Below are 19,678 nucleotides of genomic sequence, written 5' to 3'. Positions count from 1 at the left end.
GGGGGGACCATGGAAGACGCATCTCGCGGCGCGTCCGGCGGGCGGGGGGACGCCGCACCGGATTCCCGGCGAAGGTGGTGGTCGCCGCACCGGCGCCCGTACGGCCGGGGGCGGTGGCCGTTCGCCGTGCTCGACGTCCTCCTCGTGGCGCTGGTCGGCTGTTGCGCCCTCGGCGAGACGGGTCCGCACCGGGTCGACGCGATCGGGGACTACCCCGGCCGTCCCACGTGGGGGCTGGGGCAGGACTGGCTGATCGTCCTGTACGACGAGCGCCGCGGTGACGGACCTCGGACGCCGGCGGGACCGGAGAGGCCCGGCGCGGGGCGGCGCCGGGTCGACACCGTCATTCTGCTGCACCTGCCGTCGAGAGGGAGACCCACGCTGGTCGACCTGCCGCCCGACGCCTACGCCCCGGTGGCCGGGCACGGCGCCGGCTCGCTCCGCGCCGCGTTCGCCTGGGGCGGCCCCAGACTGCTGGTGCGGACGACCGAGTCGATCACACACGTCGGCGTCGAACGCTACGCGGAGATCGGCCTGACCGGTCTCGCGCGCATGGTGGACCTGGCCGGCGGGGTCCGCGTCTGCGCGCGCCCGCCCGTGGCGGCCACGGCCACGCCGGCGCCGGCCGGCATGGCGGGACAGGCCGGCGCGGCGGCACGGACCGGCACGACGGCACGGGCCGGCACGACGGCACGGGCCGGCGCCCCTGGCCCGTCGGCGGCCTGCCCTCGCCTCTCCGGCGCGCGGGCTCTCGCGTACCTGCGCACCGCGGCATGCCCCTGCGGCGACGTCGAACACGCCGAACGTCAGCGCCGGCTGGTCACGGCACTGATCCGCGAGATGACCGGAGTGCGGGTGGCCCTCAACCCGTTGCGCGCCGTTCCGATGCTGCTGCACGGCGTCGGAGCCGTCACGATCGACGAGGGCGCTCATCTGCACGACCTCATCCGCTTGGCGCTCACCCTGCGCGAAACGGGCGGGCTGCGGCCCACCACGATCTCGGCCGTGAGCCGCGGATCGGTGCCCGGCGTCGGCCGGGTCGTCGCACTGGACCAGGCGGAGGTCAAGGAGATCGCCAGGGCGCTGGTGACCGACTGCCCGGACCCTCGCTGCCCGGACCGCTGACCCCGCTCGCTCCGCCGACGTGCGCGGCCATGCGCGTGATCGCCACCGGCCTCTGCTACTCTCCGCGACGAAGCAGTGACGTGACGTCGCCGGACAGCCGCGACCGAAGTCGGAAGAGGTGGGAATCCTTGAGAACGGCGACGGCGCCCCCGGCCGACACGACGCCGCGAACGCGCACCCGCGAGGTAACGCGCGTGCTGGCGCGGTGGACGGTCGTCACCCTGGCGATCTGGGCGCTGGCGCGCCTGACCGGGGCCGACCGGATCCCCTTCCTCGCCGGGCTGCTGGTGCCCGTGCTCGCCTTCACTCCGTACGCCGCCGCGTTCACCGCCGTGCCGGTGATCTACGCCCTGGCGGCCCGGCGCTGGCGGATGCTGGGCGTGACGGCGGTGATCGCCGGGGCGTTCGCCGTCGCGGTGGCACCCCGGGCGATCGGCGACTCCGGGCCCGCGGCCGACGGGCCGTCGCTGCGGGTGCTGACCGCCAACCTCCGGCTCGGCCGGGCGGATCCGCACACGCTCGTCGGTCTCGTACGCCGCACCGGGGCGGACGTCCTCAGCGTGCAGGAGTTCACCGACCAGGCGGGCGCCGGGCTCGACCGGGCCGGACTGGCGAGATTGCTGCCGTACCGGGTCACCATGCCGATGGCGGGCGCGCAGGGGTCGGGGCTGTACGCCCGCTACCCGCTGCGCGCGCTGCCGACCTTCCGGGTGGCCGAGATCGGGCTCGCGATGCCGCACGCCGAGATGCGGCTGCCCGGCGGGCGCCGGGTGGACCTGTTCGGCGTGCATCTGGCCCGTCCCATGAGCCCGGCCGGAGTCGGGCAGTGGCGTCGCGGGCTGGTCCTGGTCCCCGCCGCCGCCCGCCGCGGAGTCGTGCGGATCCTGGCCGGCGACTTCAACTCCACGCTGGACCACGCGCCGCTGCGCGGCCTGCTCGGAGAGGGATACGCCGACGCGGCCGACCGGACCGGCGCCGGGCTCATCCCGACCTTCCGGAAGGCGTGGTGGACTCCGCCGATCACGCTGGATCACATCCTGGTCGACGCCCGCTGCGCGGTCCGGCGGGTCGCCGTGTACGGCCTGCCGCGCAGCGACCACCGGGCCGTCCTGGCACAGGTGCGGCTGCCGTGACCGCGACGAACCCGGACCGGTTCCACCTGCTGTTCGTCTGCACGGCGAACATCTGCAGGTCGCCGATCGCCGCCGAGCTCACCCGCCGCAGGATTCGCGCCGCCGGTCCGCCCGCGGACCGGTGTCTCCTCGTGAGCAGCGCCGGAACGCACGGTCACGACGGGGCCGCGATGGATCCGCGCGCCGAGGCGCTGCTCCGCTCCCTCGGCGTCCGGCCGGCGGGCTTCTCCGCCCGTACGGTCACCACCGCCCTGGTGGCGACGGCCGACCTGGTCCTCACCGCGGAGCGCCGGCATCTGGAGGACGTGGTCGCGCTCTGCCCGGAGGCTCATGCCAGGACGTTCACGATCCTGGAGTTCGCGCGGCTCGCCGGCCGCGTCGATCCGGGCCGGGTCATCGGCGCGTGCGCCGTGTCCCGGGCCGTGTCGCTGGTCCGCGAAGCGGTGCTGATGCGCGGCATGACGCCACCCGGCGCGCCCGGCGCCGATGACATCGCCGATCCCCATCGGCGTACGGATGAGGACTACCGCGCGTGCGCGACGACGATCGACGGCGCTCTTCACCTGCCGCTCCGATCCATCCTGTCCGCGCCGGTGTGAGCCCGGGCCAGGCGGTGAGTGTCCGTTCCGCCGCTTCCACGGGGTGGCGCACGGCGTCCATTCCGCTTTCTTTAGCGAAGCCGGATGTTCGGGAGACCGGCGACGGACATGTATCTGTGTAATCAGTTCTCGGTGCGGGGGGCGTGGTGGCCGACAGTCGGATCAGAGTAATGCGGGTCATCACCCGGATGAACGTCGGCGGCCCGGCTCTTCAGGCGGTGGAGCTGATGCGCGGCCTGGACGCCGGGCTCTTCGACCAGCGCCTCTACACGGGGACCGTCGAATCGGGCGAGGCGGACTATCTGGACCTTCGCGGCGACGGCGTCGTTCCGCACCGGATACCGGCCCTCGGGCGCACGGTCCGGCCGGGCGACGACGCCCGCGCCATCGCGGCGCTGGTCGCCGAGATGCGCGGGTACCGGCCGCACATCGTGCACACCCACACCGCCAAGGCCGGTCTGCTGGGCCGGACCGCCGCGGCGCTGACGCGCGTTCCCGCGCGGGTGCACACCTACCACGGTCATCTGCTGCACGGCTATTTCTCACCCGCCAAGACCCGGCTCGTGGTGACGGCCGAGCGGACCGCGGCCGCGATGACGGACCGGCTCGTCGCCGTCGGGTCCCAGGTGCGGGACGAGCTCATCGCCGCCGGGATCGGCCGTCCCGAACAGTACGCGGTGGTGGCGCCCGGCACCTCGCTCGGCCCGCTCCCCGGGCGCGCCGAGGCCCGGCGCGCGCTGGGCATCCCCGATGACGGCCCGGTCGTGGCGTACGTCGGCCGGCTGACGAGGATCAAGCGTCCGGACCGGCTGGTGGCCGTGGCCCGTCAGGTGCGCCGTCTGGACCCGGCCGTCCGGTTCGTCGTCGCCGGAGGCGGTGACGCCACGCCGGCGACGGAGGCCGCCGCCAGGACCTTCCACGGCATGTTCACGGTGCTGGGCTGGCGCGCGGACGTCGAGACCGTGTACGCGGCGGCCGACCTGGTGATCCTGACGTCCGACAACGAGGGGATGCCGGTCTCGCTCATCGAGGCGGGACTGGCCGGGCTGCCCTGCGTCGCGACGCGGGTCGGGAGCGTCGCCGAAGTGGTGCGGGACGGCGAGACGGGCCTGCTGGCCCGGTGCGACTCCCACGAGCTCACCCGCCACGTCGTGCGGTTGCTCCGGGACGAGCCGCTGCGGCGCAAGATGGGCGACGAGGCCCGGGCATGGACGACGGCGCGCTTCGGCCCGCGCAGGCTGGTGTCGGACATCGCCGGGATCTACGCGTCGCTCGCCGAGGCGCGGGACGACCGGTGGTCGTCCCAGGACGACAGGGCCGTCCGGTGAGGGTCGTGGTCACGGGCGGCGCCGGCTTCATCGGCGCGAACCTGTGCCGGGAGCTCACGGCGCGACCGGGCGTCGACGAGGTCGTCGCCCTGGACGATCTCAGCACCGGCCGTGCCGAGAACCTCGACGGTTCCGGGGCGGAGCTCGTCGAGGGCAGCATCCTGGATCAGGGGCTCATGTCGGAGGTCCTGGCCGGCGCGGACGCGGTCGTGCACCTCGCCGCGCGCCCGTCGATCCCGCGCTCGCTGGCGGCCCCGGTGGCGAGCCACGCCGCCAACGCCACCGGCACGCTCCTCGTCCTCGAGGCGTGCCGCCGGCGCTCCCTGCACGTGGTCGCCGCCTCGTCCTCCTCGGTGTACGGCGGTGTACCGGACCTGCCCAAGCACGAGGACCTGCCCACGCGACCGCTCAGCCCCTACGGGGCCAGCAAGCTCGCCGCCGAGGCGTACGTCCTGGCGTACGGCGCCAGCTTCGGCCTCCCGGTCCTGGCCCTCCGTTTCTTCAACGTGTACGGGCCCCTGCAGCCGGCGGACCACGCGTACGCGGCGGTGGTGCCCACCTTCATCGACGCGGCATTACGCGGTGAGCCGCTGACCGTGCACGGCGACGGTCTGCAGACCCGCGACTTCACGTACGTCGGCACCGTCGTGGCGGTGCTCGCCGACGCGGTCCTGCGCGGGGTGACCAGCGTGCGGCCGGTCAACCTGGCGTTCGGCACGCGCGTGTCGATCCTCGAACTCACGCGGCGGCTGTCCGCCGTGCTCGACCGGCCGGTGGACCTGGTGCACGCTCCGCCGCGCCCCGGCGACGTCCGCGACTCCCAGGCCGCCGACCGCCGGCTGCGCCGCCTCTTCCCCGGCGTCGAGGCGGTGCCGCTGGACACCGGGCTCGAACGGACGGTCGCGTGGTTCCGCGGCCGTCCGGCGTACGCGCAGGACCCGGCCGCCCACTGACGCGCCGGCCGCACGCCGACGCGCAGGGGCCGCACGCGCAGCGCGGACGCGGCGCGGCGTTCAGGCGGAGAGGGTTTTCCCGACGTTCCGCGCGGGGGCCGCTCCTCGCGACGATCAGGCGGGATCCGTCGCCGGGGCCGACGCGGGCGCGAGCCGGCGGCGGGGCGGCAGCGGGACCCGGTCGAGGTCGCGCGCGAGGACGATGTCGCCGTCGAACGCGGCGGCCGCCTCCTCGGCGAACCTCGGCTGGTCCGCGGCGGCGTACCGCTCGGAGAAGTGCGTCAGGACGAGACGGCGGACGCCCGCCTCCGCGGCGACCTTGCCCGCCTGGGCCGCGGTCAGGTGCCCGTACTCGTCCGCCAGGCGGGCGTCCGCGTCGAGGAACGTCGACTCGATGACGAGGAGGTCGGCGCCCGCGGCGAGCGGTGCGATCGCGTCGCAGAGGCGGGTGTCCATGACGAACGCCGCCTTCTGCCCGGGCCGCGGGACGGCGCACTCGTCGAGGGTGACCGTACACCCGCTCGGCGTGACCACCGTCCCCTCGCGCTGCAGGGCGCCGACGAGCGGCCCGGTCACACCATGGGCGGCCAGCCGCTCGGGCAGCATGGTGCAGCCGTCAGGCTCCTCCAGCCGGTAGCCGTACGACTCGACCTTGTGCGACAGGCGGCGCGCGGTGAGCGTGAACGGCGCCCCGGGAAGCTCGATCCGGACCTCGCCGCCGGCGATGGGCTCCTCGTCGATGACGTCGGTGTCGGCGAAGACCGCCGCGTGCCGGAGCCGCCGCCAGTACTCGGCGCCGCTCGCGGGGAAGACCGCGCGGACGCGGTGCGCGACGCCGTCCCGTGCGATGCGCTGGACCACGCCGGGCACGCCGAGGCAGTGGTCGCCGTGGAAGTGGCTGAGGCAGAGGCAGGTGATGTCGTTCGCGCTCACGTCGGCGTGCAGCATCTGCCGCTGCGTGCCCTCCCCCGGATCGAAGAGGATGCCGTGCCCGTCCCACCGCAACAGGTAGCCGTTGTGGTTCCGGGCCCGGGTCGGCACTGCGCTGGCCGTGCCGAGAACGACGAGATCGCGGGTCGACATGGTCCCATCATGCTCCCGGCCGGACCGCGGGCGCACGGCCGGACCACGGGCTCAGGGCAGGTGACGGGCGGTGAGCGTGTCGATCACCGACGCGGCAGGTCGTCGCGCTTAGCATTCGAGCGTTGACTCAAGGTGACGACCGCGGTGAGGTGGGATGGACCAGCCACGAGACGACCGAGCGGTCGAATGGGACCTCGCCGTGATCGGGCTCGGCTACGTCGGGATGCCGCTCGTCCGTGAGGTGGCGCGCGGCGGGATGCGCGTCGTCGGTCTCGACGTCGACCAGCGTCGCGTCGACGGCCTGAACGCGGGCGTCTCCCACATCGACGACCTCTCCGACGGGGACGTCGCGAGCCTGATCGCCCACGGCTTCCACGCGACCACCGACCCCCGCGTGCTGGCCGGGGCCGACACGATGATCATCTGTGTCCCCACTCCCCTCGACCGGGACCGGCTGCCCGATCTCCGCGCCGTCAAAGGCGCGGCCGAGATGATCGCCGGACGGTTGCGGCCCGGCACCCTGGTCGTCCTGGAGTCGACCACCTGGCCGGGAACGACGGAGGAGGTCGTACGGCCGCTGCTGGAGAAGAGCGGGCTGAGCGCCGGCATCGACTTCCACCTGGCCTACTCGCCGGAGCGCATCGACCCGGGCAATCCGGTCTTCGGCCTGCGCAACACCCCGAAGGTGGTCGGCGGGCTCACGCCCGACTGCCTGGACCGGGCGGTGTCGTTCTACGGCAAGTTCGTCGAGCGGGTCGTGCCCGTACGCGGCACGCGCGAGGCCGAGATGACCAAGCTGCTGGAGAACACCTACCGGCAGGTCAACATCGGTCTGGTCAACGAGATCGCGATGTTCTGCGACGAGCTCGGCATCGACGTCTGGGAGGCCATCTCCGCGGCGGCCACAAAGCCGTTCGGCTACGAGGCGTTCCGGCCGGGCCCCGGCGTCGGCGGGCACTGCATCCCGATCGACCCGAGCTACCTGTCGCACCGGGTGCGGCGGCTCGGCTACCGGTTCCAGTTCGCCGAGCTCGCGCAGCAGATCAACGATCGGATGCCCGCGTACGTCGCCGAGCGCGCCGCCCGGCTGCTGCACCGCTACGGGCGCTGCGTCAACGGCGCGACGATCGTACTGCTCGGCGTCACCTACAAGCCCGACGTCGGAGACGACCGGGAGTCGCCGGCCCGGCCGCTCGCCCGCCGCCTGCACGCGTCCGGCGCGAAGGTCCGGTACGTCGACCCGCTGGTGGACGACTGGACGGTCGAGGGCGTCGACGTCGCTCGTACCGACGACCTCGCCACGGCGTTGCGAACGGCCGACCTGGCGATCCTCCTGCAGCCTCATCGCGCGTTCGACCTGAACCTGCTCGGCGCCCGCGCCCGTCTCCTGCTGGACACCCGCGGCGTGCTGCCGGTGTCGGACAACATCGAGCGGCTCTGACCTGCCGCCGAGCGGTCACGGCGTCACTACGGCACGGCGTGCGGCGTCACAGGGCATGGCGCGACCTCACGACGGTCGGCGTCGCAGGGTACGGCCGCACGGAACGACCTCACGAGACCGCGTCACGGAACGCGGCGGCGGGTGCCGCGCCGTACGTCGGCACCCGCCGGTGAGGAGGTCGTCGCAGGATCGGTCGTCGGTCACGCGTAACGCGGCGAGAAGTGATGGTGCATGTGGTGCCCATGGCGCGCGTGCCCGCCGCCCACCCGGCGAACCTGGACGCGGATCACCGGAGGCTTGGCGTTCTGCGCGCCGCCCCGCTGCGGCTCCTGAGCGGGCGCCGCGCCATTGGCCTGCCCCGGGTCCTGAACCGACACCACGCCGTTGGGCTGCTGCCGGTCCTCGACGGGCGCGGCGTTGGTGGTCTGCTGCGGATCCTGAGCGGGCGCCGCCTGCGAATCCTGAGCGGGCACCGCCTGCGAATCCTGCGCGGGCGCCGCCTGCGGCCGAACCGACGCCGCGCCGGCCTGCCGTGAGTCCTGGGGCTGCGCCGCGTCGGCGCGCTGCGGCATTTCGGCGCGCTGCGGCCGTTCGGCGGGTTGCGCCTGCTCGGCTCCGTGCGGACGCTGGTGGGCCGGCCGCCCCGGCAGGCCCCTCATTCCCGCCCCTCTCCGCAGGCGGTGATGCCGACGCGGGCCCTTGGCGAAGCCCCCGGTTTCGCTGTGAATGACGTGCGGGTTGTTCGACACGTCGATGTCATCCGGGCTGGGCCTGCTGTCCTCGTCGGGACCGTCGGTGCCGGGAGGAAGGAACCGCTGGAGACTGTCCGTGCAGTCGCTCGAGTACGCGGACGGCACGCCCTCGCAGTAAGAACCGACGCCGGTGAGCTCCGCGGGTGCCGCCTGCGCCGCCCCCGCCGGCACGGCCGAGGCCGCGGCGATCGCGAGACCGCTGAACGTCATGACGGCGGCCAGAGCCAGCGGGCGCAGTCTGATCGTGGCTTCAGCCGGCCGTTCTTTTCTGCAGTATGTCAATTTCGACACCTTCATCCTGTCGAGTATCTGGCTTTTCGTGCGTCAATGCAGCGGACGAGATAGCGATACCCGTCTCACCGTCCACCGGGACATATGCCGGGTTAATGATCGAGCAATCCCGCACGCACTTCCGGCAGGATGAAGGGCATTTCGGAAAGCGTCCATTTTTCCGGTCGAGGGGGGCTTTCCGGCGTCATATATCCCCTCGGCGCGTCACGCCCGGTCCGGTGGCCGGCGCCGAAGCGACCGGCTCGGGAGCCGCCGGAGCGTCCTCGGCCGTGCCAGGGTCAGCGGGCCGGCCAGGTGTACTGGTGCTCGGGGCGGCCGGTGCTGCCGTACCGCAAGGTCACCTGGACCCGTCCGGACTGGGCGAGCGACGCCAGGTACCGCTGCGCGGTGGCCCGGGAGATGCCCACCTCCTCGGAGATCTCGGCGGCCGACCGCGGCGCGCCGGCGCGCTGAAGCGCCTCGGCCACGAGCCGTGCGGTGACCGACGACTGGCCCTTGGCCGCACGCCACGCGGCGCGCGGCACCGTGTGCAGGGCGCGAACGGCGCGGTCGACGTCGGCCTGGCCGAGTTCACCGGCCGCCGCCAGGTGTTCCCGGTAGCGGGCGTACGCCCGGAGCCGCTGTCCGAGTTCCTCCGCGGTGAACGGCTTGATGAGGTAGTGCAGCGCGCCGCGGGAGAACGCCGTGCGGACGGACTGCGCGTCGGTCGCCGCGGTGGCCATGATGACATCGGCCTCGAGGTCCGGCAGCAGGGACAGCCCGGACTCGTCCGGCAGGTAGACGTCGAGGAGCACGAGGTCGACCCGGGCGGCGCCCGCCCTGGCGTCCGCGGCGGTGTGCGCCCGCCCGGCCACGCGGAAGCCGGGGACCAGTTCGACGAACCCGGCGTGGACCTGCGCCACGCGGAAGTCGTCGTCGACGACCAGCACATCGATCACTGCAACACCTCCGGGAGGCGCGCCACGAACACGGCGCCGCCGTCGGGATCGGGCTCGGCGATGGTGACGTCACCGCCGCGCGCGCGGGCCGCCTGCCGGGCGAGCGCGAGGCCGAGACCGCGGGGCCGGCCGTCCTCGGACCGGCGGGTGGACACGCCGTCGCGGAAGACGGCCTCCCGGAGGTCCGCCGGCACGCCCTCACCCGAGTCCGCGACGGTGACGTGGAGGTCGGCGCCGTCGCCGAGCAGTTCGACCTCCACCCGGGCCGGACGGCACGTGCCGAGCCGCGCCGCCTCGATGGCGTTCTCGACGAGGTTGCCGAGCACCGTGGTCACGTCCAGGGGGTCGACGACCCGGCCGGGCACCCAGCTCGTCCCGGCGATCTCCAGGGCGACGCCCCGCTCCGTCGCGACGGCGGCCTTGGCGGCGAGGAACGCCCGCAGGTACGGGTCGGGGACGTCGTCCGGCGGCGCCTCCCGGGCGGCCGGGACCCCGGCGACCGTCTGGATGTAGCCGGCCGCCTCCTCGTAGTGCCCGAGCCGGAGGAGCCCGGACAGCGTGTGCATCCGGTTGGCGTACTCGTGCCGTTGCGCGCGCAACGCGTCGAACAGCGCGCGGACGGCGTCGAGCTCCCGGGCCAGGGACTCGACGTCCGTACGGTCCCGCAGGGTGATCACGGTGCCGAGCAGGCGCCCGTCGTGCCGGACCTCCCGCCGGTTGACGACCAGGACGCGCTCGCCGGCGACGACGAACAGGTTGCGCGCCTCCTCCGCGCCGTCGAGCACCGACCTCAGCCGGCCGCGTACGGGCAGCCCGGCGATCGGCTCGCCGCGGTCCGGGGTGACGCCCAGCAGCCGCGCCGCCTCGGCGTTGCAGGCGGTGACCCGGTTGGCGGCGTCCACCGCGAGCACGCCCTCGTTGATGCCGTGCAGGACCGCGGCGCGTTCCTGGACCAGCTCGGCCAGTTCGTACGGTTCCAGGCCGAGGGTCTGGCGTTTGAGCCGGCGCCCGATCGCGAACGACGCGAGCACGCCCAGCGCGACGGCGGCCGCGGCGAACAGGGCCGCGACGGCCATCGTGCGGTGCACCCTCCGGTCGATCTCCCCGGCGTCGAAGCCCACGCTGACCTCGCCGACGAGCGCGCCGCGGTGGTCGTGCAGCGGGACCTTCCCGCGCGCGGACAGGCCGAGGGTGCCGCGCTCGATCACCTTCACCTCCCGTCCGGACAGCGGCGCCGAGGGGTCGGTGCTGACCCGCCTGCCGATGAGCGCGCGGTTCGGATGGGAGAGGCGAATGCCGTTCCGGTCGGTGACGACGACGAACAGCGCGCCGGTGGCCAGCCGCACCCGCTCGGCCCGGCTCTCCACGACGCCGTCCGGGTCGGCGCCGGTCGCGGCGGTGTCGCCGATGACGGGGTCGGCCGCGACCGAGCGGGCCACGGTGAGGGCCCGCCAGGCGTACTGGTTGCGCAGTTCGTCGCGCTGCATCCAGGCGGCCAGGGCGTACCCGGTCAGGGCGACGAGCACCACGACGCTGATCTGCAGGATCAGCACCTGGTGCGCGAACCGGATCCGGAGACGAGGGGACATCAACGTGCACATTAGCCCGAAGCAGCCCTGCCGCCGCCGAATCAGGTGAGCACAATGCGATAAAGGTCGCTAAGGTCGTTAACCACCGGAAACACGGCTTGCGATTACATCGCGAGCAAGGCTTAACCGTTGGGAAACGCACTCGTAACCTCCGGGCATGCCAACGCAAGCAGAGCCTGACGGCCCCGCGATCGAGCTCCGCGACGCGACCAAGCGTTTCCGCTCCTCGTCGGGTGGAGTGCACACCGCCGTCCGGAACCTCGACCTGGCCGTGCGCGCCGGTGAGTTCGTCGCCGTGGTCGGCCCGACCGGATGCGGGAAGTCGACGACCCTGTCCCTGGTCTCGGGCCTCGAACCCCCCTCGGCCGGTGAGGTCCTCGTGCACGGGCGGCCGGTCGACGGCATCCCCGCCGGAGTCGGGTACATGTTCCAGAACGACGCCGTACTGCCCTGGCGTACGGTCCTCGACAACGTCGCCGCCGGTCCCCGGTACCGCGGCGTCGCGAAGCGGGAGGCGCGCGAGCGGGCGCGCGACTGGGTCGGCCGGGTGGGACTGGGCGGCTTCGAGTCGTACTACCCGCACCAGCTCTCGGGCGGCATGCGCAAGCGCGTCGCCCTCGCCCAGACGCTGGTCAATGAGCCGTCCATCCTGCTCATGGACGAGCCGTTCTCCGCCCTGGACGTGCAGACCCGCGGGCTCATGCAGGACGAGCTGCTCCGGCTGTGGGCCGGCGACGACCCTCTCGGGAAGGGCGGCGGCGCGGCCGTCGTCTTCGTCACGCACGACCTGGAAGAGGCCGTCGTGCTCGGCGACCGGGTGGTGGTGATGACCGCCGGCCCCGCCACCGTCAAGGCGTCCTTCGACGTGCCGCTGAAGCGGCCGCGCGACGCCGAGGAGATCCGGCTCACGCCCGAGTTCCTCGAGATCTACCGCGAGGTGTGGGAGTCGCTGCGCGAAGAGGTCCAGATCACCCGCGAGAGGAGTGCCGGCAATGCTGCTTGAGCTGGACGACCACGCGACCGCCGTCGCCCAGGCCCGCGCCGCGGGCCGCCGGCGGGCGTTCACCGTGAACGCCGTCCGGGTCCTGCTGGTCGTCGCCGTGCTGGGCTCGTGGGAGCTGGCGGCGACGTACTGGATCGACCCGTTCTACTACTCCAAGCCCAGCGCGATCTGGCACCGGCTCGTCGACTGGTTCACGACCGGAACGTCGCAGGGGTCGATCTGGACGCAGATCGCCTACACGCTGGAAGAGGCCCTGATCGGATTCGTGCTGGGCAGCGTCGGCGGCGTGGTGCTGGGCATCGTCCTGGGCCGCAGCCGGTTCCTGTCCGACGTGTGCGCGCCGTTCATCAAGGCCGCCAACGCGATCCCCCGTATCATCCTGGCGTCCCTGTTCGTCATCTGGTTCGGCCTTGGCATGTCGTCGAAGGTCGCGACCGCGTTCATCCTGGTGTTCTTCGCGGTGTTCTTCAACGCCTTCCAGGGCGCCCGCGAGGTCGACCGCAACCTGGTGAACAACGCGCGGATCCTCGGCGCGAGCCGTACGGCCGTGCTGCGCACGATCGTCGTCCCGAGCGCGACGTCCTGGATCCTCGCGTCGCTGCACTCGGCGTTCGGCTTCGCCATCATCGGCGCGATCGTCGGCGAGTACAGCGGCGCGGACAAGGGCCTCGGCCTGCTGATCAACCACGCGCAGGGCACATTCGACTCCGCCGGCATCTACGCCGGAATGATCATCATCACGGTGATCGCGCTGCTCGCCGAGTGGCTCCTCACCCTCCTCGAACGCCGTCTGCTGCGCTGGCGCCCACCCGTGGCCGCCAACGAGGCGCGGATCTGACCCGCCGGCCCGCCCCACTCCCCTTTCCCTCCCCCGCCCGCCGTCCGCCCCGCCGCGGACGGGCGTCCTCACCTGCCTCAAGGAGAGCTCACATGCGTACGACCACCCGCATCGCCGCCGCGGCGCTCGCCGCCACGACCGCCCTGTCCCTCGCCGCCTGCCGCGACTCGCGCACCGCCTCCGGCGGGAGCGGCGGGGGCAAGCAGGGCGGCACCGTGAAGATCATGGTCGGCGGCATCGACAAGGTCATCTACCTGCCCGCCAAGCTGACCGAGCAGCTCGGCTACTTCAAGGAGCAGGGCCTGGACGTGCAGCTGCTGACCGAGCCGGCGGGCGCGCAGGCCGAGAACGTCCTGATCTCGGGCGACGTGCAGGGCGTCGTCGGGTTCTACGACCACACGATCGACCTGCAGACGAAGGGCAAGTGCATCGAGAGCGTGGTCCAGTTCGCCGACGTCCCCGGCGAGGTGGAGGTCGTCGCGGCCGGCAAGGCCGGGCAGATCACGTCCCCGGCGAACTTCAAGGGCAAGAAGCTCGGCGTCACCAGCCCCGGTTCCTCCACCGACTTCCTGACGCAGTACCTCGCGACCAAGAACGGCGTGCCGACCTCCGGGTACACGACCGTCAAGGCCGGCGCGGGCCAGACGTTCATCGCCACCCTGAACAACGGCGGCATCGACGCGGGCATGACCACGGACCCGACCGTCGCCAAACTCGTCAGCACCGGTCAGGGGAAGGTCCTGCTCGACATGCGGACCGAGGCGGGCACCAAGGCGGCGCTCGGCGGCCTGTACCCGTCCAGCTCGCTCTACATGAACTGCGACTACGTCAAGAACAACGCCGCGACCGTGCAGAAGCTGGCCAACGCGTTCGTCAAGACGCTGGGCTGGATCAAGGCGCACAAGCCGGCGGAGATCGCCGCCAAGATGCCGGCGGACTACGCCGGCGGGGACCCCAAGCTGTACGAGAAGGCGGTCGCGGACAGCATCGGCATGTTCACCGCGGACGGCGTCATGCCCGCCGACGGGGCGAAGAACGTGCTGAACGTCCTCGCGCAGTTCTCCCCGAACGTGAAGGGCCGGCAGGACAGCGTCGACCTGTCCAAGACCTACACGACCGAGTACGTCTCCAAGGCGCCGAAGCAGTGACCGGACGCGGGCCCCGGGGCCACCCGGGGCCCGCTCGCCGTCCTCACAGGTCGACGGCGACGTACTTCAGCTCGACATAGTCGTCGATGCCCTCGAAACCGCCCTCGCGGCCGATCCCGGACTCCTTGACCCCGCCGAACGGCGCCGCCGGGTTGGACACGAGCCCGCGGTTGATCCCGACCATCCCGGTCTCCAGCGCCTCCGAGACCCGCAGCGCACGGCTCAGGTCGCGGGTGTAGGCGTAGGCGACCAGACCCGCCTCGGTGTCGTTCGCCGCCGCGATCATGGACTCCTCATCGGGGAAGGCGGCGATCGGCGCGACCGGGGCGAAGATCTCCTCGCGCATCACGCGGGCGTCCGCAGGCACGTCGCTCAGGACGGTCGGCGGGTAGAACCAGCCGGGCCCGTCCGGCGTCTTCCCGCCCGTACGGAGGGTCGCGCCGCGTTCGAGCGCGTCGGACACCAGACCGGCGACGCGGTCGCGCGCCCGCTCGTCGATCAGCGGGCCGACCTCCGTCTCCGGGTCGAGGCCCGGCCCGAGCCGGAGAGCGCCGAGCCGCTCGGCGAGACCCGCCGCGAAGTCCTCGGCGACGGCCTCATGGACGATGAACCGGTTCGCCGCGACGCACGACTCTCCCGTGTTGCGCATCTTGGCCACCACGGCGCCGTTCAGCGCGGCGTCCAGGTCCGCGTCGTCGAACACGAGGAAGGGGGCGTTCCCGCCCAGCTCCATCGTGGTCCGCAGCACCTTGCCGGCGGCCTGCTCCATCAGCTTCTTGCCCACGGGCGTCGAACCGGTGAACGAGAGCAGCCGCAGCCGGCCGTCGGCGACTAGGGCGTCGGTCACCTCGGGCGCGCGGTTCGTCGGCAGCACGCTCAGGACGCCCTCGGGCACCCCGGCGTCGGCCAGCAGCCGGCCCAGGGCCAGCGCGGACAGGGGCGTCGCCTCGGCCGGCTTGATGATCATCGTGCAGCCCGCGGCGATCGCCGGGCCGACCTTGCGGGTGACCATCGACAGCGGGAAGTTCCACGGCGTGACGAGGTAGGCCGGGCCGGTCGGCTGCCGGGTCGTCAGGATGCGGTAGTCGCCGCCCGGCGCGACACGGTACTCACCGCCCACGCGGACCGCCTCCTCGGCGAACCAGCGCAGGAACTCGGCGGCGTAGGCGACCTCGCCCAGCGACTCGGCCAGCGGCCGTCCCATCTCCCTGGTGGTGATCCGGGCCAGTTCCTCGGCGCGTTCGTGCATCAGCTCGTACGCCCGGCGCAGGATCTCCGAACGCTCGCGCGGCGCGGTCGCCGCCCAGGACGCCTGGGCGGCCGCCGCGGCGTCGAGCGCGCGCACCGCGGCGTTCGCGTCGGCGTCCGCGACCGAGGCGAACACCTCGCCGGTCGACGGATCGATGACGTCGAAGGACGCCTCCGCCGCCGTCCAGGTGCCGCCGATGAAGAGCCTGTTCTCCATGTTGTTCGCCTCCCAGTGCCTCTCGCTCCGCACGTTACCCACCGATTCGGCGGCGACTCTCCGCAGGTCCGCCCCGGCACGGACGGCCCTCGCCGACCGGCCGGGAAGCGGCCCCAACCCCCGTTTCACGAAATCTCTGTAAACAAGCGGTAAACCTGGCAATCTGACGGAGCGTCCCACGGAGTACCAACCAAGATCCTCAGGCCCGGCCGGTTCCGGGCCGCCCTCAATATGACCAAGGGGCCAACCGTATGAAGTTCACGCTGGAAGAGGTGAAGTCCCAGACCTTCAAGGCCCGGGACGCCTGGTGGACGGTGTTCCTCGTGGACCCTCTGGCCGGCCGGCTCGTCGTCGGTACCGCCAACCGGACCTCCATCACGCCGAACCAGATCACCTGGGGCGCGCTCTTCCTCGGCCTCGGCTCGGCCGGCTGTTTCCTCACGGCGGACTGGAAGTGGCTGGTCCTGGGCGCCGTCCTCTACCACTTCAGCTTCGTGCTGGACTGCATGGACGGCAAGATCGCCCGGCTCAAGGGCACCGGCACGGTGCTCGGCGGCTGGCTCGACTACGTCTTCGACCGCATCCGCGTCCTCACCTGCACCCTCGCGCTGATGTGGGGGGAGTACCACCACACCGGCAAGGAGGTCTACCTCCTTCTCGGCGTCGCGGTCGTGTTCCTCGACATGCTCCGCTACGTCGACGCCCTGCAGGTGGCGAAGGTCCGGCGTCAGATGCGCGCGGAGCTGAAGAAGGCGGTCGAGGAGTCGACGGCCGGCGAGACGCCCGTGTTCGCCGAGGACCTGCTGCGTGAGGACCCCGAGCTCGACCCGGACGAGATCAAGACGCGCGCCGCCGAGGTCATCGACCTGCAGCAGGAGTTCCGCGAGCGCTTCTCCTGGTACATCCGCGTCCGCGACTGGCTGCGCGACCACCGCGTCCGCACCCACCTGGTGAGCGGCATCGAGTTCCAGATGGCGGTCTTCATCATCGCGCCGCTGGTGAACCAGATCATCCCCGTCACCATCGGGGCGGCCGCCCTGCTGCTCGTGTTCGAGTTCGCCATCATGTACAAGCTGTGGCTGTCCTCCCGCGACTTCACCCGCGCCCTCGCGGAGATCAAGGGCGGGAGTCCCGAGCCCGCGCGGGTTCCGTGACCGGTTCATCCGGCCTTTCCTGAAGCCCGGTACGACGCCCGGGCCGGGGTCGCTCTTCGGCGCCCCCGGCCCGGGCTTGTGTTTTGACCAGTTTTTTGCGGGCACGTGGCGTTCATCACAGCCCACCACCGGAGGCAATCATGTCGACCGCCACAGTGGCCGTCATCGTGGTCGTCGCGGTTCTGGTCGTAGCGGCCCTGGGCTTCCTCGCCCGGCGGCAGCAGCAGCGTCGCCGGCTGCGCGAGAGGTTCGGGCCCGAATACGACCGCACCGTGGAACGTCATAACAGCACCCGCGAGGCCGAGCAGGAACTGCGCGCCCGCGAGCAGCGTCACCGGGAACTGGAGCTCCGCTCCCTCGACCCCGCGGTGCGCGACCGGTACCGCGCGGACTGGCAGCGGGTGCAGGAGCACTTCGTCGACTCGCCCCAGAGCGCCGTGGCCGAGGCGGACAACCTCCTCGTCCGGGTGATGAAGGACCGCGGCTACCCCACCGACGACTACGAGCAGCAGGTCGCGGACCTGTCCGTCGAGCACGCCGGCACGATCGACCGGTACCGCACGGCGCACGACATCCGCGGCCGCGCCGACGCGGGGCGGGCGAGCACCGAGGACCTCCGCCAGGCGATGGTCCACTACCGCGCCCTGTTCGCCGAGCTGCTCGGCGACGGCGAGTCGCTCGACCCCCGCGAGCGCGCCGACGCGCGCCGGACCGAAGCGCGGGCCGAGGCCGCCGACGCCCGGCGGGCCGGCGGGCCGACCCGGTCCCGGCGGGCCGAAGAGGACGGTGAGGCCGGTGAGTCGGTCACGGCCGGCGAGTCGCGCAGGGACGCCGAGGTCGCGGAGGGACGGAGACGATGAAGGACTACGAGGACCGGACGGATGAGCGCGCGCGTCCCCTGCCCGGCGACCGCCCCGTCGCGGGCATGCCGATGAACGGCGCCGACGAGGGGCGCGGGCGGACGGCCACCGAGGACCACGACGCGGGACCGGACAAGATCATCCTGTCGAGCCGAACCGAGGACGAACAGCGGGACACGACCGAGTCCGGCCGCGCCGGCGCCCGCGCGTCCCAGGTCGAGCCGGGCGGCCCGGCCGACCCGCTGGGCGAGCGTACGGCCGGGCCCGCGGCCACCGCTCGGCCGTACGCTCCTGGCGGATCGTCGGCATCGACGGGCTCGGTGATGGCACCGGACGCCGGGACCGCCGCCGACCGTGAGGACGGGGCCGGCCCGTACGGCGGGGCCGCCGACCGTGAGGACGGGGCCGACACCGGCGCCGCCGGCCGTGGATATGAGTCGGGCACCGGCGCCGGGACGGGCGCCGGCCGTGAGGACGGCTCCGGCATGGACGCCGTGGCGGGCGGGACGGCCGCCGAGCGGCTGATCGGCCGGGACGACGCGGACCGGTTCGGATCGCGGTGGCGCGAGGTCAAGGCCGGCTTCGTCGACGACCCGCGCGACGCGGTGAAGCAGGCCGGCGCCCTGTGCGAAGAGGCCGTGACCGCGATCACCACCGCCCTGGAGGATCAGCAGCGCGGCCTGCGGGAGCGCTGGAACGGCGACGACGCGGACACCGAGCGCCTGCGCATGGCGTTGCGCGCCTACGGCGATCTGCTCGATCGCCTCACCTCACTCTGACGCCGCCGAGCGGACCATGTGAAACGGCGGGCGCCTCCGGGCGCCCGCCGTTTCGCGTCACGAAGGGTGCGGAGCGGACAGACGGGCGCTCAGCCAGGCGTACGCCTGCGGCAGCATCGAGTTCCAGACGGAGGCGTTGTGGCCGCCCTTGGGCAGGACGTACAGGAAGGCGGTCGTCGGCGGCCGTACCAGCGGCATGATCTGGTTGATCGCCTTATCGGACTCGCGGTCCTGCCGGGTGCCCGCCAGGAGCAGGCTGACCGGCGGGCGGCGCGTGCGCAGCAGGTCGAGCACCGAGTTCTGGACGAACAGTGCGTGGTCGCGGCGGACCTCCGGCGTCTGCGGCACGGCGTCCCCCTGCATGGTGACGGCCGCGCTGAACAGGTCGGGACGGCGGATCGCCATCTTCGCCGCGCAGTAGCCGCCGGTGGAGAACCCGAGGATCCCCCAGGCGCTCCGGTCCGCCTGCACACGGAACGCCTGCGTCACCGCCTGCCGCACGTCGTCGGTGAGCCAGGTCTCGACGCGGGGCCCGCCGGGGAAGTCGACGCACTCGGTGTCGCGGCCGTGCACGACCGTCGTCACCGGCGCGACGAGGATGAAGGGGTGCGCGTGCCCGGACGCCATGGCCTCCTTGAGGGCGGTGGCGCCGTGCACGGCGTGGAACCAGGTCGAGGGGGTGCCGGGGTAGCCCGGCAGGAGCTCCACGACGGGATAGGTCTGGTGGGCGTTGGCGGCCGAACCGTAGCCGGGTGGCACCCAGACCAGGATGCGGGAGCGTACGCCGGAGTGTTCGCCGGTGACCGTCGCGGTGTAGACGTCCGGATCCAGGTTCCGTGTCCGTTCGAAGCGCACCTGACCGCCCGGACCTCCCCCGCCGACCTGCTCGATCGGGGTCCCTCCGCCCTTGCCGCCGCCGAACAGGTCGCTCCAGGAGGCGTAGAACTCGAAGTACTGGTTCAGCCCGACCCCGCCGACGAGCAGCGCGAACGCCTGACACATCACGATCATGAACAGGCGGACCGCGATCGCGAGCCGTCCCTTCACGCGGTTCCACAGGTACAGGCAGGCCACCGGTCCCGCGGCGGCGAGGAGGATGGCCGCGATGAGAATCGGCCGGCCCATCAGTCCCATGAAATAGTCCCCCGAAGAACCGTTGACGTGAGCAGGCCGAGGCTAAGCGGGGGACGGCGGCAACG

General features: G+C 72.7%; 18 protein-coding genes. 12 read left to right on the top strand and 6 right to left on the bottom strand.

From position 1 onward, the window contains the following. Positions 1-126: 126 nt before the first annotated feature. The 5 genes from NE234_RS33940 (at position 127) to NE234_RS33920 (ending at position 5,138) form a co-directional block, all read left to right on the top strand. On the top strand, positions 127-1,125 hold the full coding sequence (locus NE234_RS33940) for an LCP family protein (RefSeq protein ID WP_252784985.1): 999 nt from the start codon (positions 127-129) through the stop codon (positions 1,123-1,125). Between the two features lie 128 nt (positions 1,126-1,253). Continuing rightward, positions 1,254-2,258, top strand: a complete 1,005-nt coding sequence (locus NE234_RS33935; RefSeq protein ID WP_252784984.1) for an endonuclease/exonuclease/phosphatase family protein — start codon at positions 1,254-1,256, stop codon at positions 2,256-2,258. After that, positions 2,255-2,857, top strand: coding sequence for an arsenate reductase/protein-tyrosine-phosphatase family protein (locus NE234_RS33930; protein WP_252784983.1), 603 nt, complete (start codon positions 2,255-2,257; stop codon positions 2,855-2,857). The genes NE234_RS33935 and NE234_RS33930 overlap by 4 nt, the downstream gene beginning before the upstream one ends. A gap of 170 nt (positions 2,858-3,027) precedes the next feature. Next, positions 3,028-4,185 carry a glycosyltransferase gene (locus tag NE234_RS33925; protein ID WP_252784982.1) on the top strand — a complete coding sequence of 386 codons (1,158 nt, stop codon included), beginning with the start codon at positions 3,028-3,030 and terminating at the stop codon, positions 4,183-4,185. Beyond that, positions 4,182-5,138, top strand: coding sequence for an NAD-dependent epimerase/dehydratase family protein (locus tag NE234_RS33920; protein WP_252784981.1), 957 nt, complete (start codon positions 4,182-4,184; stop codon positions 5,136-5,138). Before NE234_RS33925 ends, NE234_RS33920 begins: the two co-directional genes overlap by 4 nt. Positions 5,139-5,252: 114 nt before the next feature. On the opposite strand, the gene NE234_RS33915 is transcribed toward NE234_RS33920, so the two are convergent. Then, the gene (locus NE234_RS33915) at positions 5,253-6,221 is read right to left on the bottom strand and encodes a ribonuclease Z (RefSeq protein ID WP_252784980.1); all 969 of its coding nucleotides are present in this window, start codon (positions 6,219-6,221) and stop codon (positions 5,253-5,255) included. A gap of 154 nt (positions 6,222-6,375) precedes the next feature. On the opposite strand from NE234_RS33915, the gene NE234_RS33910 reads away from it, so the two are divergent. Further along, positions 6,376-7,662, top strand: a complete 1,287-nt coding sequence (locus tag NE234_RS33910; protein ID WP_252784979.1) for a nucleotide sugar dehydrogenase — start codon at positions 6,376-6,378, stop codon at positions 7,660-7,662. Between the two features lie 200 nt (positions 7,663-7,862). Here the strand turns inward: NE234_RS33910 and NE234_RS33905 are convergent, their stop codons facing one another. The 3 genes from NE234_RS33905 to NE234_RS33895 form a co-directional block, all read right to left on the bottom strand. After that, positions 7,863-8,711 carry a hypothetical protein gene (locus NE234_RS33905; protein ID WP_252784978.1) on the bottom strand — a complete coding sequence of 283 codons (849 nt, stop codon included), beginning with the start codon at positions 8,709-8,711 and terminating at the stop codon, positions 7,863-7,865. 272 nt (positions 8,712-8,983) lie between these two features. Further along, entirely contained in the window at positions 8,984-9,643 is a 660-nt protein-coding gene (locus NE234_RS33900) for a response regulator (RefSeq protein ID WP_252784977.1), read from the bottom strand. Beyond that, entirely contained in the window at positions 9,640-11,232 is a 1,593-nt protein-coding gene (locus NE234_RS33895; protein ID WP_252784976.1) for an ATP-binding protein, read from the bottom strand. The genes NE234_RS33900 and NE234_RS33895 overlap by 4 nt, the downstream gene beginning before the upstream one ends. Positions 11,233-11,389: 157 nt before the next feature. Here NE234_RS33895 and NE234_RS33890 point away from each other — a divergent pair, with 157 nt between their 5' ends. The 3 genes from NE234_RS33890 to NE234_RS33880 all read left to right on the top strand — a co-directional run bounded on the left by NE234_RS33890 (position 11,390) and on the right by NE234_RS33880 (position 14,221). Beyond that, on the top strand, positions 11,390-12,235 hold the full coding sequence (locus NE234_RS33890) for an ABC transporter ATP-binding protein (protein ID WP_252784975.1): 846 nt from the start codon (positions 11,390-11,392) through the stop codon (positions 12,233-12,235). After that, positions 12,225-13,073, top strand: a complete 849-nt coding sequence (locus NE234_RS33885) for an ABC transporter permease (protein WP_252784974.1) — start codon at positions 12,225-12,227, stop codon at positions 13,071-13,073. Before NE234_RS33890 ends, NE234_RS33885 begins: the two co-directional genes overlap by 11 nt. 92 nt (positions 13,074-13,165) lie before the next feature. Next, entirely contained in the window at positions 13,166-14,221 is a 1,056-nt protein-coding gene (locus NE234_RS33880) for an ABC transporter substrate-binding protein (protein WP_252784973.1), read from the top strand. A gap of 43 nt (positions 14,222-14,264) precedes the next feature. On the opposite strand, the gene NE234_RS33875 is transcribed toward NE234_RS33880, so the two are convergent. Continuing rightward, entirely contained in the window at positions 14,265-15,686 is a 1,422-nt protein-coding gene (locus NE234_RS33875) for an NAD-dependent succinate-semialdehyde dehydrogenase (protein WP_252784972.1), read from the bottom strand. A gap of 251 nt (positions 15,687-15,937) precedes the next feature. Between NE234_RS33875 and NE234_RS33870 the strand changes: the two genes are divergently transcribed. From NE234_RS33870 to NE234_RS33860, 3 genes are all read left to right on the top strand, one after another. After that, entirely contained in the window at positions 15,938-16,840 is a 903-nt protein-coding gene (locus NE234_RS33870; RefSeq protein ID WP_252784971.1) for a CDP-alcohol phosphatidyltransferase family protein, read from the top strand. A 140-nt stretch (positions 16,841-16,980) separates the two neighbouring features. Then, positions 16,981-17,700 (top strand): hypothetical protein, encoded by a 720-nt coding sequence (locus NE234_RS33865; RefSeq protein ID WP_252784970.1) that lies wholly within the window; start codon positions 16,981-16,983, stop codon positions 17,698-17,700. Beyond that, complete coding sequence (locus NE234_RS33860; protein ID WP_252785059.1) at positions 17,697-18,479, top strand: hypothetical protein; 783 nt, start codon at positions 17,697-17,699, stop codon at positions 18,477-18,479. Before NE234_RS33865 ends, NE234_RS33860 begins: the two co-directional genes overlap by 4 nt. A gap of 57 nt (positions 18,480-18,536) precedes the next feature. Here NE234_RS33860 and NE234_RS33855 read toward each other — a convergent pair whose 3' ends face one another. Continuing rightward, the gene (locus NE234_RS33855; protein ID WP_252784969.1) at positions 18,537-19,604 is read right to left on the bottom strand and encodes an alpha/beta hydrolase; all 1,068 of its coding nucleotides are present in this window, start codon (positions 19,602-19,604) and stop codon (positions 18,537-18,539) included. Positions 19,605-19,678: the final 74 nt, after the last annotated feature.

Source organism: Actinoallomurus rhizosphaericola (assembly GCF_024055675.1).
GTDB classification, from domain to species: domain Bacteria; phylum Actinomycetota; class Actinomycetes; order Streptosporangiales; family Streptosporangiaceae; genus Actinoallomurus; species Actinoallomurus soli.
This window is presented reverse-complemented; position numbering and strand designations above follow the sequence as displayed.

What these genes read in the sequence shown, in the direction of transcription:
- NE234_RS33925 (WP_252784982.1), top strand. Translation starts at nt 3,028, where the DNA reads ATGCGGGTCATCACCCGGATGAACGTCGGCGGCCCGGCTCTTCAGGCG.
- NE234_RS33915 (WP_252784980.1), bottom strand. Translation starts at nt 6,221, where the DNA reads ATGTCGACCCGCGATCTCGTCGTTCTCGGCACGGCCAGCGCAGTGCCG.
- NE234_RS33910 (WP_252784979.1), top strand. Translation starts at nt 6,376, where the DNA reads ATGGACCAGCCACGAGACGACCGAGCGGTCGAATGGGACCTCGCCGTG.
- NE234_RS33905 (WP_252784978.1), bottom strand. Translation starts at nt 8,711, where the DNA reads ATGAAGGTGTCGAAATTGACATACTGCAGAAAAGAACGGCCGGCTGAA.
- NE234_RS33895 (WP_252784976.1), bottom strand. Translation starts at nt 11,232, where the DNA reads ATGTCCCCTCGTCTCCGGATCCGGTTCGCGCACCAGGTGCTGATCCTG.
- NE234_RS33890 (WP_252784975.1), top strand. Translation starts at nt 11,390, where the DNA reads ATGCCAACGCAAGCAGAGCCTGACGGCCCCGCGATCGAGCTCCGCGAC.
- NE234_RS33885 (WP_252784974.1), top strand. Translation starts at nt 12,225, where the DNA reads ATGCTGCTTGAGCTGGACGACCACGCGACCGCCGTCGCCCAGGCCCGC.
- NE234_RS33880 (WP_252784973.1), top strand. Translation starts at nt 13,166, where the DNA reads ATGCGTACGACCACCCGCATCGCCGCCGCGGCGCTCGCCGCCACGACC.
- NE234_RS33875 (WP_252784972.1), bottom strand. Translation starts at nt 15,686, where the DNA reads ATGGAGAACAGGCTCTTCATCGGCGGCACCTGGACGGCGGCGGAGGCG.
- NE234_RS33870 (WP_252784971.1), top strand. Translation starts at nt 15,938, where the DNA reads ATGAAGTTCACGCTGGAAGAGGTGAAGTCCCAGACCTTCAAGGCCCGG.
- NE234_RS33865 (WP_252784970.1), top strand. Translation starts at nt 16,981, where the DNA reads ATGTCGACCGCCACAGTGGCCGTCATCGTGGTCGTCGCGGTTCTGGTC.
- NE234_RS33860 (WP_252785059.1), top strand. Translation starts at nt 17,697, where the DNA reads ATGAAGGACTACGAGGACCGGACGGATGAGCGCGCGCGTCCCCTGCCC.
- NE234_RS33855 (WP_252784969.1), bottom strand. Translation starts at nt 19,604, where the DNA reads ATGGGCCGGCCGATTCTCATCGCGGCCATCCTCCTCGCCGCCGCGGGA.